At 72.7% G+C, this 12,634-nt stretch carries 11 protein-coding genes; 7 read left to right on the top strand and 4 right to left on the bottom strand.

Annotated elements, in window-relative coordinates; all coding sequences use genetic code 11:
* The first annotated feature begins 209 nt into the window (after positions 1-209).
* On the top strand, positions 210-500 hold the full coding sequence (locus IE275_RS40195) for a DUF6355 family natural product biosynthesis protein (RefSeq protein ID WP_189717655.1): 291 nt from the start codon (positions 210-212) through the stop codon (positions 498-500).
* An 81-nt stretch (positions 501-581) separates the two neighbouring features.
* Here the strand turns inward: IE275_RS40195 and IE275_RS40190 are convergent, their stop codons facing one another.
* The 3 genes from IE275_RS40190 to IE275_RS40180 are packed head-to-tail and all read right to left on the bottom strand — an operon-like array spanning position 582 to position 3,762.
* A complete protein-coding gene (locus tag IE275_RS40190; protein WP_189717685.1) occupies positions 582-1,853 on the bottom strand; it encodes a sugar ABC transporter permease in 1,272 nt (423 codons plus the stop codon).
* A 5-nt stretch (positions 1,854-1,858) separates the two neighbouring features.
* Positions 1,859-2,641: an ATP-binding cassette domain-containing protein gene (locus IE275_RS40185; protein ID WP_373299374.1), complete on the bottom strand. Its 783-nt coding sequence runs from the start codon at positions 2,639-2,641 to the stop codon at positions 1,859-1,861.
* Positions 2,642-2,673: 32 nt separating this feature from the next.
* Positions 2,674-3,762: a sugar ABC transporter substrate-binding protein gene (locus tag IE275_RS40180; protein ID WP_189717653.1), complete on the bottom strand. Its 1,089-nt coding sequence runs from the start codon at positions 3,760-3,762 to the stop codon at positions 2,674-2,676.
* Positions 3,763-3,892: 130 nt separating this feature from the next.
* On the opposite strand from IE275_RS40180, the gene IE275_RS40175 reads away from it, so the two are divergent.
* Both IE275_RS40175 and IE275_RS40170 read left to right on the top strand, forming a co-directional pair.
* The gene (locus IE275_RS40175) at positions 3,893-6,280 is read left to right on the top strand and encodes a SpoIIE family protein phosphatase (RefSeq protein ID WP_189717652.1); all 2,388 of its coding nucleotides are present in this window, start codon (positions 3,893-3,895) and stop codon (positions 6,278-6,280) included.
* Positions 6,277-7,356: a sugar ABC transporter substrate-binding protein gene (locus tag IE275_RS40170; RefSeq protein ID WP_189717651.1), complete on the top strand. Its 1,080-nt coding sequence runs from the start codon at positions 6,277-6,279 to the stop codon at positions 7,354-7,356. The genes IE275_RS40175 and IE275_RS40170 overlap by 4 nt, the downstream gene beginning before the upstream one ends.
* 27 nt (positions 7,357-7,383) lie before the next feature.
* Here IE275_RS40170 and IE275_RS40165 read toward each other — a convergent pair whose 3' ends face one another.
* Positions 7,384-7,674 carry a zinc ribbon domain-containing protein gene (locus IE275_RS40165; RefSeq protein WP_189717650.1) on the bottom strand — a complete coding sequence of 97 codons (291 nt, stop codon included), beginning with the start codon at positions 7,672-7,674 and terminating at the stop codon, positions 7,384-7,386.
* 157 nt (positions 7,675-7,831) lie between these two features.
* On the opposite strand from IE275_RS40165, the gene IE275_RS40160 reads away from it, so the two are divergent.
* The 4 genes from IE275_RS40160 to IE275_RS40145 all read left to right on the top strand — a co-directional run bounded on the left by IE275_RS40160 (position 7,832) and on the right by IE275_RS40145 (position 12,602).
* Positions 7,832-9,487, top strand: a complete 1,656-nt coding sequence (locus IE275_RS40160; protein ID WP_189717649.1) for an FAD-dependent oxidoreductase — start codon at positions 7,832-7,834, stop codon at positions 9,485-9,487.
* Between the two features lie 274 nt (positions 9,488-9,761).
* Positions 9,762-10,484 (top strand): hypothetical protein, encoded by a 723-nt coding sequence (locus tag IE275_RS40155; RefSeq protein WP_189717648.1) that lies wholly within the window; start codon positions 9,762-9,764, stop codon positions 10,482-10,484.
* A gap of 123 nt (positions 10,485-10,607) precedes the next feature.
* Positions 10,608-11,321: a class F sortase gene (locus tag IE275_RS40150; RefSeq protein WP_189717647.1), complete on the top strand. Its 714-nt coding sequence runs from the start codon at positions 10,608-10,610 to the stop codon at positions 11,319-11,321.
* A 123-nt stretch (positions 11,322-11,444) separates the two neighbouring features.
* Entirely contained in the window at positions 11,445-12,602 is a 1,158-nt protein-coding gene (locus IE275_RS40145) for a SchA/CurD-like domain-containing protein (RefSeq protein ID WP_189717646.1), read from the top strand.
* Positions 12,603-12,634: the final 32 nt, after the last annotated feature.

Raw genomic sequence — 12,634 nt, 5'->3', positions numbered from 1 at the left:
AGGATCCCGGGCCCCACGCCCCGTCCGCCCCCACTCCCGATCCGACCTCACCCGACCGGCGCAACGGCGAAACGATTCGCAGGGTGAACGGCGCCGCCGGACGATCATCGGCGGTGGGCGGCGCGGTGATCCTGGGGCAGGTCCCGGCCTCACCGCGGACCCGGTCCCCCTGCGCGGGCCCGCCCTTTCACCAGTCAAGGAGTCTCGCTGTGCGTTTCCGCCGAACGGTCACCGGCGCCATCGGTTCCGCCGCCCTCGTCCTCACCTCCCTGGGTGCCCTGACCGCCGCCGCGGGCCCCGTGGCCGCGGACCCGTGCGGCTTCTACAAGACCAGCTCCGACGCCTACTACAACCACTGCACCTCCGACGGCTCGCGCGTGGTCGTCAAGGTCGAGGTCGCCCTCGCGCCCGACTACGAGCGGTGCGTGGCGCCGGGCACCACCTGGCTGGGCTCCGCGGGCCGGATCCAGGGCGCCTACTACGTCGGCCGCACCTGCTGATCCCGGGTCCACGAAGGGCCGGGTCCCGCCTCTCGGGGGGCGGGGCCCGGCCCTTCGTGCGCGCGGGACGGACCCGTGCCGTCAAGCCCGTCCGTGAGCCTCCTGCGAGCGGCGCGACAACGCGTCGATGACCACCGCGGCGAACAGCACACCGCCCGTGATCACGAACTGGGCGGCCGGCGGAGTGTCCGTGATCGCCATGCCCGAGGCGATCGACTGGATGACCAGCATGCCGAGCACCGCCGTCCAGGTCGTGCCGCGCCCCCCGAACAGACTGGTGCCGCCGATCACCGCCGCCGCGATGGCGTTGATCAGCAGCACACCGGTCCCCGAGCTCTGGCTCACCGAGGTGATCCGTGAGGCCAGGAAGAGGCCGCCGATCGCGGCCATGGTGCCGGAGACCGCGAGCACCGAGGTCTGTACCCAGGTCACGTTGAGACTGGCCCGCCGGGCCGCGTCGACGCTGCCGCCGACGGCGTACACCTGCCGCCCGTAGTGGGTGTGCCGCAGCAGGATGTCGAGGCCGGCCACCAGTACGAGGAAGATCAGCAGGGCGAGCGGCAGTCCCTGGAACCGGTTGAGCAGGTACGCGGCGGTGAACGCGATCACCGCGATGCCGCCCGCGCGCACCACGACGGCCCGCAGCGACCGGTGCGGCATGCCGACGGCCCGGCGCCGCCGCCGGTCCAGGTCGGTCACGGCGAAGACCGCGCCCGCGGCGAGCGCGGCCACACCGTAGGCGACGGCGTCGTTGGTGAAGTAGTAGCTGGTCAGCTTGGCGACCAGCCCGTTCTCGTCGAGGTTGACGGTGCCGCTGCTGCCGAGGATGGCGAGCATGATCCCGTTCCAGGTGAGCAGTCCGGCGAGCGTGATCACGAAGGCGGGCACCCTGGTCCGGGCGATGGAGTAGCCCTGCACGGTGCCCGCCGCGGTGCCGGAGAGCACCGCGACGATCAGCGCCAGCCACTCCGGTACGCCGTTGGTCACGTTCAGCACCGCGAAGACGGCCGCCGCGAGGCCGCTGATCGAGCCGACGGACAGGTCCAGTTCGCCGAGCAGCAGCACGAAGACGATGCCGACGGCGATCAGCCCGGTGCCGACGATGTCCACGCTGAGATTGGACAGGTTGCGCGGCGACAGGAAGTTCGCGTTGAGGGACTGGAAGGTGATCCAGACCACCGCGAGCACCAGGACGACCGGGAGCGAGCCCAGTTCACCCGCTCTCACCTTGCGCCGGAGGAAGGCGACCCCGTCGTGCACGGCCCGGGCGACGGCCTCCCGGCGGCCCGGTGGCGGGGAGGCGGTGCCGGATGCGGTGTCCTCGGCCGCCGTGGCCCCCGCCGTGCCGCGCATGTCCTTCACCACCCCGCCTCCCGGGACGCCGGCCGGCGGGGCACGTTCTCCGTGGCGCCGGTGATGGAGGAGATGATCTGCTCCTGGGACGCGGTGTTCACGTCGAAGAAGCCGTTGTTGCGGCCGAGCCGCAGTACCGCGGCGCGGTCCGCGAGCGCCTTCACGTCGCCCATGTTGTGGCTGATCAGCAGAACCCCCATGCCGTGCTCGCGCAGCCGGTCGACGAGGTCGAGGACCTCACTGGTCTGCTCGAAGCCCAGCGCCGCGGTCGGCTCGTCCAGCAGCAGGATCCGCGGCTCGCCGAGGAGCGAGCGGGCGATGGCGACCGTCTGCCGCTGGCCGCTGGAGAGCGCGGCGACGGGGCCGCGCAGATCGGGCACGCGCCGGGTCAGGCGCGCCAGCAGCTGCCGGGTGCGGCGCTCCATCTCCATCTCGTCGAGGAAGCCGTAGCGGCGGATCTCCCGCCCGAGGAACAGGTTGGCGACGACGTCGAGGTTCCCGCACAGCGCGAGGTCCTGGAAGACGGTGGCGATGCCGAGGTCCCGGGCGTCGTGCGGGCGCCGGATGTGGACCGCCCGGCCCTGCCACTCGATGACCCCCCGCTCCGGGAGCGTGACCCCGGAGATCACCTTGACCAGGGTGGACTTGCCGGCCCCGTTGTCCCCCAGCAGAGCGACGACCTGACCGGAATGGATCTCCAGCTCGATGTCCGTGAGGACCTCGACGACGCCGTAGCGCTTGCACACACCGCGCAGCGCCAGCAGGGGCGGATCCGGCACGGAAACCACGCTCCTTCCCAGGTCCGGACCGCCCGGAACCGTCAGATCAGCCCGGCCCGGTCACAGTCGGCCTCGAGCTGGGGGGTACAGATCTGCGCCACCGTGTGCAGGCCGTCCTTCACCACGGTGTCCTCGATGTTGTCCACGGTGACGGACTCCGGGACGAGCAGCACGGCGGGCACGGTCCCGCCGCCGCGTGGCCGTACCTCGCCCGTCGCCAGACGATCCAGGCTCTCCCCGCGGGCCGCCGCGACGGCCATGGCGCCGCCGGCCGCGGCCTCCGGCGCGAACGGCTTGAAGACGGTCATGTACTGCTCGCCCGCGACGATCCGCCGCACGGCCGCCAGCTCCGCGTCCTGCCCGGTGACCGGGGGCAGCGGCGCGACCTTGTTCGACTTGAGGGCCGAGATGCTTCCGGCGGCGAGACCGTCGTTGGCCGCGTAGACCCCGTCGATGGCGTCGTCGCCGAGGGCCGCGATCGCGGCGGACATGTTCATGTGCGCGGTCTCCGCCCGCCACTGGAGGGTGTCGTACTCCCGGCCGATCCGCACCTTCCCGTCGAGCACGGACAGCGCGCCCTTCTTGAAGTCGACCGCGTTCGGGTCGCTGGGGTCGCCGTTCATCATCACGATCTGGGCGCCGGGCACCTCGTCACCCATCGCCCTGAGCAGTGCCTGGGCCTGGAGCCTGCCGACCTCCTTGCCGTCGAAGGAGGCGTATCCGGAGATCGGGCCCTCGGCGAGCCGGTCGTAGGAGATGACGGGGATGCCCGCGGAGTGGGCCTTGCGGACCGCCGGGCCGAGCGAGCGGGCGTCCACGGGCACCAGCACGATGGCGTCGACCCCCTTGGTGATCATCGAGTCCATCTGCTCCTGCTGGAGGGCCACCTCGCCCTTGGCGTTGGCGTGCTCGACCACGCAGGTGTCGCACAGCTCCGCGATCTTCTCCTCCAGCAGGGGCCGGTCCTGGGTCTCCCAGCGGGCCGTCGTGGCGTCCGGCAGCAGCACCCCGATCCGCGGCCCGTCCCCCTCGACGGGGCTGCTCCCGCCGTCGGCCCCGCAGGCCGCCAGGGCGACGGCCGTGGCGACCGCGGTCACGGCCACGGCCGTGTCCCGAATCCGGCCCTTCATGTGGTACCTGCCGTAGACGACAATAAGGTGGATAGGCGCTGATATGTTCGGTTGATCCGTATATGCGATTCTGGTGGGTGGGTGCCCCGATCTCAACCTGTCGGCACCTGCGACAGGGACGGGAGGTACGTTGCGGACATGCCTCGATCGGGCCCTGACCTTCGCCGGAGTGACACAGGCAGCGGTCTATGTTTCCGGGGCCGGGAACGAGGAGCTCCGGCTGGCGGACACCGCCGGACGGCCCTCCACCGGACCGGGACTCCCGGAACGGCTGACCCTCGCCGATGACACACCCGTGGCCCAGGCCTTCCGGACCGACCACCCGCTGTGGCTGAACGCCGAGGGCGCGCTGGGCGCGCTTCCCCTCGGCGCGGACGGCCGACGCCTGGGCTGCCTCCTGGTCACCGGCGACTCCGCCGACGGCTTCCAGGCCGAACAGCGCCGCTTCCTGGAGCGGTACGCCGACGCCGTCGCCCGACTGCTCCGGTCCGGGACGCCCCCGTCCGTGCCCGTGCTCGGCCCCGCGCTGCGCAGCCTGCGGGTCGGCTCCTTCGTGCTGGCCCCGGACACCGGCGTGGCCGAGGCCGACGACACCCTCCTCGACCTGGTCGGCATCAGCCCCGACGACTTCGACGGCAAGGCCGACACCCTGCTCGCGCACGCCCTCCCGGAGGACATGCACGCCCTGATGTCGGTCCTGGAGCCGTCCACCGACGACTCCGGCCGGCGGGAGCTGGAGTTCCGGGTGCGCGGCCCCACCGGCGAGATGCGCTGGCTGAGCCTGAGCTGCCGGGCCGAGCCGGCCACCGACGGCCTGGGGGAGCGCGTGGTGGGCGTGGTCACGGCGACGCCCGTGCTGCGCCGGGGCGCCGACGACGTCGCCCGGATCCAGTGGCTGACCGCCGCCCTCGACGACGCCACCACCGTCGAGGAGGTCGGCCGGGTGGTCGTCGCCGCCCTGCGGGAGCCGCTCGGCGCCGCCCGGGTGGCGCTCGCCGGTCTCCAGGACGACCGGCTGATGGTCGCCGTCCTCGATCCGCCGCAGCCCGCCGCCTGGCCGGACGCCTGGCGGGCCGAGTGGCGCACGGAGTGGCCCGACGCGCCGGTCCGTGCCCTGCCCACCCTCCAGGAGGCCATGCGGGACGGCCGTATGGACCTGTGGCCGGCCGGCACCGCGCTCGAACCCGGCCTGGCGGGCATCGGCCCCGGCGGGCTGGCCGTCCTGCCGCTGCCCGCCAAGGGCCGGGTCGCCGGGATCTGCCTGGTCGGCTGGGACGAGCCGCACGCGTTCGTCCCCGAGGAACGCTCCCTGCTGACCGCCACCGCCGCCCTGATCGGCCAGTCGCTCCAGCGCGCCCACGCGCACGACGCCGAGCAGGAACTCGCCACCATGCTCCAGCGCAGCCTGCTGCCCCGGCGCCTGCCCGAACTGCCCGGCGGCACGGCCGTGGCCCGCTATCTGCCCGCCCGGCGGGGCCTCCAGGTGGGCGGCGACTGGTACGACGTCATCGCCCTCTCCGACGAGCGGGTGGCCCTGGTCATCGGGGACGTGCAGGGACACAGCGCCGGGGCCGCGACGATCATGGGCCAGATGCGCACCGCCGTCCGCGCCTACGCCATGGAGGGCCACCCGCCCGACGTCGTCGTCTCGCACGCCAACCGGCTGCTGGTCAGCATGGAGACCGACCTCTTCGCCACCTGCTGCTACGCCGAACTGGACATGGAGGAGGGCAACACCCTGTTCGTGCGCGCCGGGCACCTCGCGCCGCTGCTGCGCCGGCCCGACGGCGGGACCGAGGAGGTGGAGGTCGCGGGCGGGCCGCCGCTGGGCATCCTCGCCGAGGCGCACTTCCCGATGACCGCGGTCGCCCTGGCCCCCGGCACCGTCCTCGCCCTGGTCACCGACGGCCTGGTCGAGGCCGCCGATCTGCCCCTCGACGAGGGGATGCGCCGCACCGGCGCCGCGCTGGCCACGGCCGACCCGGCCGACCTCGGCCGGATGGCCGACGAACTCCTCGGTGACGGCGACCGCCGCGAGGACGACGTGGCGCTGCTGCTGATGCGCTACGACGGGATGCGGGTCAAGCCGATCCGGGCCGGCTGGATGGTGTGGCGGCTGCCCGACGCCGTCATGCACGCCCGCCGCTTCACCGCGCGCACCCTGCGCCGCTGGAAGGCCGAGAAGGCGGCCGACGCGGTCCTGCTCGTCGTCTCCGAACTCGTCACCAACGCCCTGGTGCACACCCAGGGGCCGGTCCAGGTCGATCTGATGCTCCGCGGCGACCGGGTGCGGGTCGGCGTCAGCGACGCCTCGCCGCGCGCCCCCGCCAAGCCGGTGATCGTGGACTGGGAGTCGACCGGCGGCCGGGGACTGATGCTGGTCGAGGCGATGTCGGACTCCTTCGGCACGGTGCCGGTGGCCGGCGGCAAACAGGTGTGGAGCGAGATCACCGTCCCGGGCTTCGACCCGGACGCCGCGGACCCGGGACCGGGGCCGTGGGGAGGAGGCCTGCCATGAGGACCGGCATCCGGCACCTCACCGCGGCGCTCGTCGCGGCGGTCCTGACCGTCTCCCTGGCGTCCTGCGGCGGCGACGGCGGGAAGAGCGGCGACGGCTTCACCGTCGGCCTGCTCCTGCCGAGCCGCTCCCTGCCCCGCTGGGAGCACGCGGACAAGCCGCTGATCGAGGAGCAGCTGAAGCGACGGTGCCCCGCGTGCACCCTGATGTACGCCAACGCCGAGAACGACGCGGCCCGCCAGCACCAGCAGATGATCTCGATGATCACCAAGGGTGCCCGGGTGCTGATCCTCGACGCCGCCGACACCAGGGCGCTGCGCTCCTCGATCCAGGAGGCCGACCGGGCGGGCACCCGGGTGATCGCCTACGACCGGCTCGCCGAGGGCCCGATCGCCGGATTCGTCGGCTTCGACGGCGCCGAGGTCGGCAGACTCCAGGGCGAGGGCCTGCTGACGGCCATGGGGGACAAGGCCGACGGCGGGAGCATCGTCATGATGAACGGCGACCCGATCAGCCCCAACGCGGCCTGGTACCGCGAGGGTGCGCTGTCCGTCCTGCGGGGCAGGGTCGAGATTGCCAAGTCGTACGACACCGCAGGCTGGAACACCCAGGAGGCGCACACCAACATGGCCGCCGCCATCGCGGCGCTGGGCCCCGACCGGATCGACGGTGTCCTCGCGGCCAACGACGCGATCGCCGCCGGTGTCATCTCCGCCCTCAAGAGCGCCGGGGTCCGCGAGCTGCCCCCCGTCACCGGCCAGGACGCCGACCTCGACGCCGTACGACGCATCGTCAAGGGCGAGCAGTACATGACCGTCTACAAGTCGTTCCGGGACGAGGCCGGCTCGGTCGCCGCCATGGCCGTCGCCGTGGGCCGTGACGAGGACCCCGGCGACACCCCGACCACGATCGACAGCCCCACCACCCGGGACATCCCCGCCGTCCTGCTCCGCCCGGCCTCGGTCACCGTCGGCGACATCGGGCCCACCCTCGTCGACGGCGGTGTCTACACCGTCCGCCGGATCTGCGTCCCCGAACTGCGCGAGGCCTGCGCCGCGGCCGGACTCACCGGCTGAGCACGGCGGGGCACCGGGCCGGGGGCCTCAGTGCTGGTACGGCTGCTGCTGCGGCTGCCCGTGCGTCGGCGCGCCCGGACCGCCCACGCCGTGCGCCGTCAGCTGCTCCGCCTGCTCCTTCGTCACCTTCTGCTCCGTGCCGCAGAAGGTGCACTGCGTCGCGTACTTCGTCGAGAACGGGAACAGCGGCACGAAGAACAGCGTGAACTTCGTGACGCGCTTGCGCAGCGTGTGCGCGGCCGGATTGCCGCAGCCGCCGCACACCAGCGTCAATATCGCGAGCTGGTACAGGTATCCCTTGGTGCCGAAGATGATCACGCTGCGCTTCCTTCCGGTCGGTGCTTGTCTGCACCGCACAGTGTCGCGCATGAGCAGCCGGGTGAAAGCCTGAGCCGCCGTCAGTCGTGCGGGGCAAAAATGATGATCTCGGCTATAAAAGGCCGAAATGGTAAACACCACGCTGGAGGCGAGAGTGATGAACGAACGAGCCGATCATGCCGACGGCCACACCCTCAGGGTCCCGGTCCTCATCATCGGCGGATCCCTGGTCGGACTGTCTACCTCGTTGTTCCTGAGCCGGCTCGGCGTGCGGCACGCCCTGGTGGAGCGCCACGCCGGCACCTCCATCCACCCGCGCGGCCGCGGCAACAACGTCCGCACGATGGAGCTGTTCCGGGTGGCCGACGTGGAACGGGACATCCACGCCGCCGCCGCCACCCTCGCCGAGAACCACGGCATTCTCCAGACGCCCACCCTGGTCGGCGAGGCGGGCGAGTGGCTGTTCCGCAACATCGATCCCGGTGGTGGACTGGCCCGGTTCAGTCCCACGGCCTGGTGCCTGTGCAGCCAGAACGACCTGGAGCCGGTGCTGCTCGACCACGCCCGCAGGCTCGGCGGCGACCTGCGCTACTCCACCGAGATGCTGTCGTTCGACGACGGCCCCGCCGGGGTCACCGCGGTGGTCAAGAGCCGGGAGACCGGCGAGCACACCACCATCCACGCCGACTACCTGGTCGCCGCCGACGGCCCCCGCAGCCCCGTCCGGGAGCAGCTGGGCATCGGTCACAGCGGCCCCGGCGACCTGTTCCACAACGTGAGCGTCACCTTCCGCTCCCGTCGCCTCGCCGATGTCGTGGGCGACCGCCGCTTCATCGTCTGCTACCTCACCACCCCCGACGCCGACGGTGCGCTGCTGCCCGTGGACAACCGGGAGCAGTGGGTCTTCCATGCCCCCTGGCACCCCGAACAGGGCGAGGCGCTGGAGGAGTTCACCGACGAGCGGTGCGCCGAGCACATCCGGCGCGCGGTCGGTGTCGCCGACCTCGACGTGGAGATCACCGGCCGCGCCCCCTGGCACGCCGCCCAGCGCGTCGCCCGCAGCTACCGCTCGGGCCGGGTGCTCCTGGCCGGCGACTCGGCCCACGAGATGTCGCCCACCGGGGCGTTCGGCTCCAACACCGGCATCCAGGACGCGCACAACCTCGCCTGGAAGCTGGCCGCCGTGCTCGACGGCTGGGCGGGGGAGGGGCTGCTGGACACCTACGACGCCGAACGCCGGCCGGTGGCCGAGGCCACCAGCGCCCGGGCCGCCGCCCGGTCGGCCGAGCACAGCCACCCCGGTTTCGCCCCGCCGCCCGGCGCGGGCGGCGGCCGGCAGAGCGGCATCCTCAACGTGGCGCTCGGCTACCGGTACCCGAGCGGCGCCGTCGCCGGCACCGACCCCGGGTCCCCGGTGGTCCCGGAACAGCTGGACCTGAGCGGCGAACCCGGCAGCAGGGCGCCCCACTTGTGGATCCGGCGCAACGGCGAGCGGATCTCCACCCTCGACCTCTACGAGCGCACCCTCGTCCTGCTCAGCGACGCCGCCGTCCCCGGCGGCTGGCACCAGGCCGCCGCCCGTCTCGCCGACGAGCTGCTCGTCCCGCTCCGCTCCTTCCGGGTGGGCGCCGAGCCCGGTGCCGAGCTGGTGCCGGAGGACGACGTGGACTGGGCTCAGCGGCACGGCATCGCGCCCGGGGGTGCCGTCCTGGTCCGGCCCGACGGGTTCGTCGCCTGGCGGGCCGCCGGCCCGGAGGCGGAGCCGATGCGGGCCCTGCGCCAGGCCCTCACCCAGGTGCTCTCCCTCGGCTGAGCTGACCTGCCGTCACCACGCGCCGCCCCCGGCCCCCATGGGCCGGGGGCGGCCGCGTTCCCGGCCCGTGCCAGGGCCCGTACGCGGGCCTGTGCGGGCGTCTGCGCGGGGCCCTCGGGACGGCCGGGATCAGCCGGACGCCCGCTCCGTTCACCCGTGTGATCCTCCCGAGTGGTGGCCCGGCGCGAACTGCCTGACGGTGGATCACGTCGGGGCCGGGTCTCCACAGCTGACGAAGCGTCAACTGCCCGGCCCATGACGGAAGGACCATCAGATGCGTTCTGCTCGCGTGATCCTGGCCACCACGGCGGCTGCGGCCGTCATCGGCATGGGGGCGCCCGGCGCCTTCGCGGCCGGCAGCGACTGGGAGAAGGAAGACTCCGGCTACAGCAAGGAGGAGTCGGGCAAGAAGGACGACTCCGGCTGGAGCAAGGAGGAGTCGAGCAAGGAGGAGTCGGGCAAGAAGGACGACTCCGGCTGGAGCAAGGAGGAGTCGAGCAAGGAGGAGGACTCCGGCTGGAGCAAGGAGCACGACGCCCCGCACGGCGGTGTGCACACCGGCGGTGGCGCCCTCATGACGGTCAACGAGGGTGACTGGGACAAGGACAAGGACAAGGGCAAGGACAAGGAAGAGGACGGCGGCTACAGCAAGGACAGCGGCGGCTACGACAAGGGCGACTGGGAGAAGCCCAGCGGCGGTGTGCACACCGGCGGTGGCGCCCTCATGACGGTCAACGAGGGTGACTGGGGCACCGCCAAGGACCCGAAGCACGACCCGGAGACCTACAAGGACAAGGACAAGGAAGAGGACAGCGGCTACAGCAAGGACAGCGGCGGCTACGACAAGGGCGACTGGGAGAAGCCCAGCGGCGGTGTGCACACCGGTGGCGGCGGCCTCGCCGCTCCCTCGGTGACCACCGGCGGCCTGGCCGTCCTGGGTGTCGCCGCAGCCGGCCTGTTCATGGCCCGTCGTAAGAAGACGGCCGGAGTGGCCTGACCATGCCGGACGCGATAGCCGCGATAGCGCAGCCGTGGCCGCCACGCGTGCCCCCGTGTGGCGGCCCGGCCCGCTCCCCGCCCCGTCCGCTCCGCTGCCGCGCCCGAGTGAGGTGGTCTTCCGATGGCAGCCCCTTCTCCCACCCCGACCGACGACAGGACCGCCCCGGACGACCAGCGGTCGTCCCGTACCGGCGTGCTGATGCTGTGCGCCGCGGCCGCCGTGATCCTGGTGGTGAGCCTGACCGGCGGCGGCACGGACCCGGCGTCCGACAGCTCCCGCCCCCCGCTCCCCCCGCAGATCACCGCGTCCGCCTCCCCGGACGCCGCCGGCCCGTCGGCGCCGCGCGCCGGACAGCCCGCCGGACAAGCGGCCGGGAAACGGCTGCCGCGCTCCCGCCCGGTGCGCCTGCTCATCCCGAAGATCTCCGTCGACGCCCCCTTCACCGACCTCGCCGTCGGCCCCACGGGCCAGCTGGATCCGCCCCCCGCCGCCGACACCAACCTCGTCGGCTGGCACGCCAAGGGCGCCTCCCCCGGCGAGGCCGGCACCGCGATCATCGCCGGGCACGTCGACACCAAGACCTCCGCCGCCGTCTTCGTGAACCTCTCCGCACTCGACAAGGGCGACGTCTTCTACGTCAGACGGGCCGACGGCCGCAAGGCACGCTTCCGCGTCGACGACGTCGAGTCCTTCGCCAAGGACGACTTCCCCGACCGCCGGGTGTACGGCGACACACCGCAGGCCCAGGTGCGGCTCATCACCTGCGCGGGTGCCTATGACCGCGTCGCCAAGGACTACACCGAGAACCTCGTCGTCTTCGCCCATCTGGACTGAGGGTCACCCGCCCAGTGCACACGAGTCGCGCGGTCGCGGGGACGGGCACACGATCGAGGAACGCTGACGTCGCATCACGCGGCCCACGTCGGCTTCCGCCCCCGCGAAGGAGTTGTGCGCAGGATGACCACCACGTCCGAACGTCTCTCAGGTTCGACGGCGCGACAGGCGTCGCAACGCGTCTCCCAGTCCGTCTTCGACGGCTCCCGGCTCCGGGTCGTCCTGCTGGTGGACGTCTACGACGGCGCCCAGCAGCAGTTCCTGGAGGCGTACGAGCAACTGTGCAACCAGGTCGCGTCCGTTCCCGGACATGTCAGCGACCAGCTCTGCCAGTCCATCGAGAACCCCTCCCAATGGCTCATCACCAGTGAGTGGGAGAGCGCCCCGCCGTTCCTCGCCTGGGTCAACAGCGAGGAACACGTCGAGATGGTGAAGCCGCTGCACAGCTGCGTGCGCGACACCAGGTCGCTGCGCTTCCACGTGGTCCGCGAGACCGGCGGCCCGGCGGAGAACGCCGCGCAGGGCAAGCGCCGGCTCCAGACGTCCCCCCGGATGGGCGACGGCGTCATCCGCCACGCGCTCACCTTCACGGTCAAGCCGGGCAGCGAGAAGAAGGTCGCGAAGATCCTCTCCGAGTACGCCTCGCCCGAACCGAAGGTCGACGACACCACCCGGCTCATCCGCACCTCGCTGTTCATGCACGGCAACCGGGTCGTACGGGCCATCGAGGTACGGGGCGACCTGCTCGCCGCGCTGCGCCACGTCGCCCGCCAGCCCGAGGTGCGCGCCGTCGAGGAGGCCGTCAACCCCTACCTGGAGCAGGACCGGGACCTCGACGACCCCGAGTCCGCCCGGATCTTCTTCACCCGCGCGGCCCTGCCCGCCGTCCACCATGTGACGGCCGAGCGCGAGGACCCGGCGGCCGAGCGGCACGCGCTGTACTACCCGGCCCGCCCCGGCTGCGGCATGCGGCTGGCGGAACTGCTGGCCACGCAGGACGAGGCGGCCGCGGACGACCCGCACAGCCCGGTCCTGCGCAGCACGATCTTCCAGCGCGACGACATCGTGGTCCGTCTGATCGACGCGCGCGGCGGACTCGACGCCACCGACCCCGCCCTCTCCCTCGGCCTCTCCGACCCCGCCCGTGCGGCCGAGTTCGCCGAGCTCCTGGACGAATCCCCGGGCGCCGGCGCGCCCGCGCCGAAGAAGGGCGACCCGCCGCGGCTGCGCGGACTCGTCCGGATGGACCTCGTCACCGACCGCCGCTCGCCCGACGCCTGATGCGTCCTCACCCCGGCCGTGGCGGCCACGCC

The sequence above is a fragment of the Streptomyces phaeofaciens genome, assembly GCF_014648915.1.
GTDB lineage: Bacteria > Actinomycetota > Actinomycetes > Streptomycetales > Streptomycetaceae > Streptomyces > Streptomyces phaeofaciens.
This window is presented reverse-complemented; position numbering and strand designations above follow the sequence as displayed.

Bases quoted from the DNA above. Each gene is read 5' to 3' on its own strand.
- IE275_RS40145 (WP_189717646.1), top strand. From the start codon at position 11,445: ATGACCACCACGTCCGAACGTCTCTCAGGTTCGACGGCGCGACAGGCG.
- IE275_RS40155 (WP_189717648.1), top strand. From the start codon at position 9,762: ATGCGTTCTGCTCGCGTGATCCTGGCCACCACGGCGGCTGCGGCCGTC.
- IE275_RS40150 (WP_189717647.1), top strand. From the start codon at position 10,608: ATGGCAGCCCCTTCTCCCACCCCGACCGACGACAGGACCGCCCCGGAC.
- IE275_RS40160 (WP_189717649.1), top strand. From the start codon at position 7,832: ATGAACGAACGAGCCGATCATGCCGACGGCCACACCCTCAGGGTCCCG.
- IE275_RS40170 (WP_189717651.1), top strand. From the start codon at position 6,277: ATGAGGACCGGCATCCGGCACCTCACCGCGGCGCTCGTCGCGGCGGTC.
- IE275_RS40180 (WP_189717653.1), bottom strand. From the start codon at position 3,762: ATGAAGGGCCGGATTCGGGACACGGCCGTGGCCGTGACCGCGGTCGCC.
- IE275_RS40190 (WP_189717685.1), bottom strand. From the start codon at position 1,853: ATGCGCGGCACGGCGGGGGCCACGGCGGCCGAGGACACCGCATCCGGC.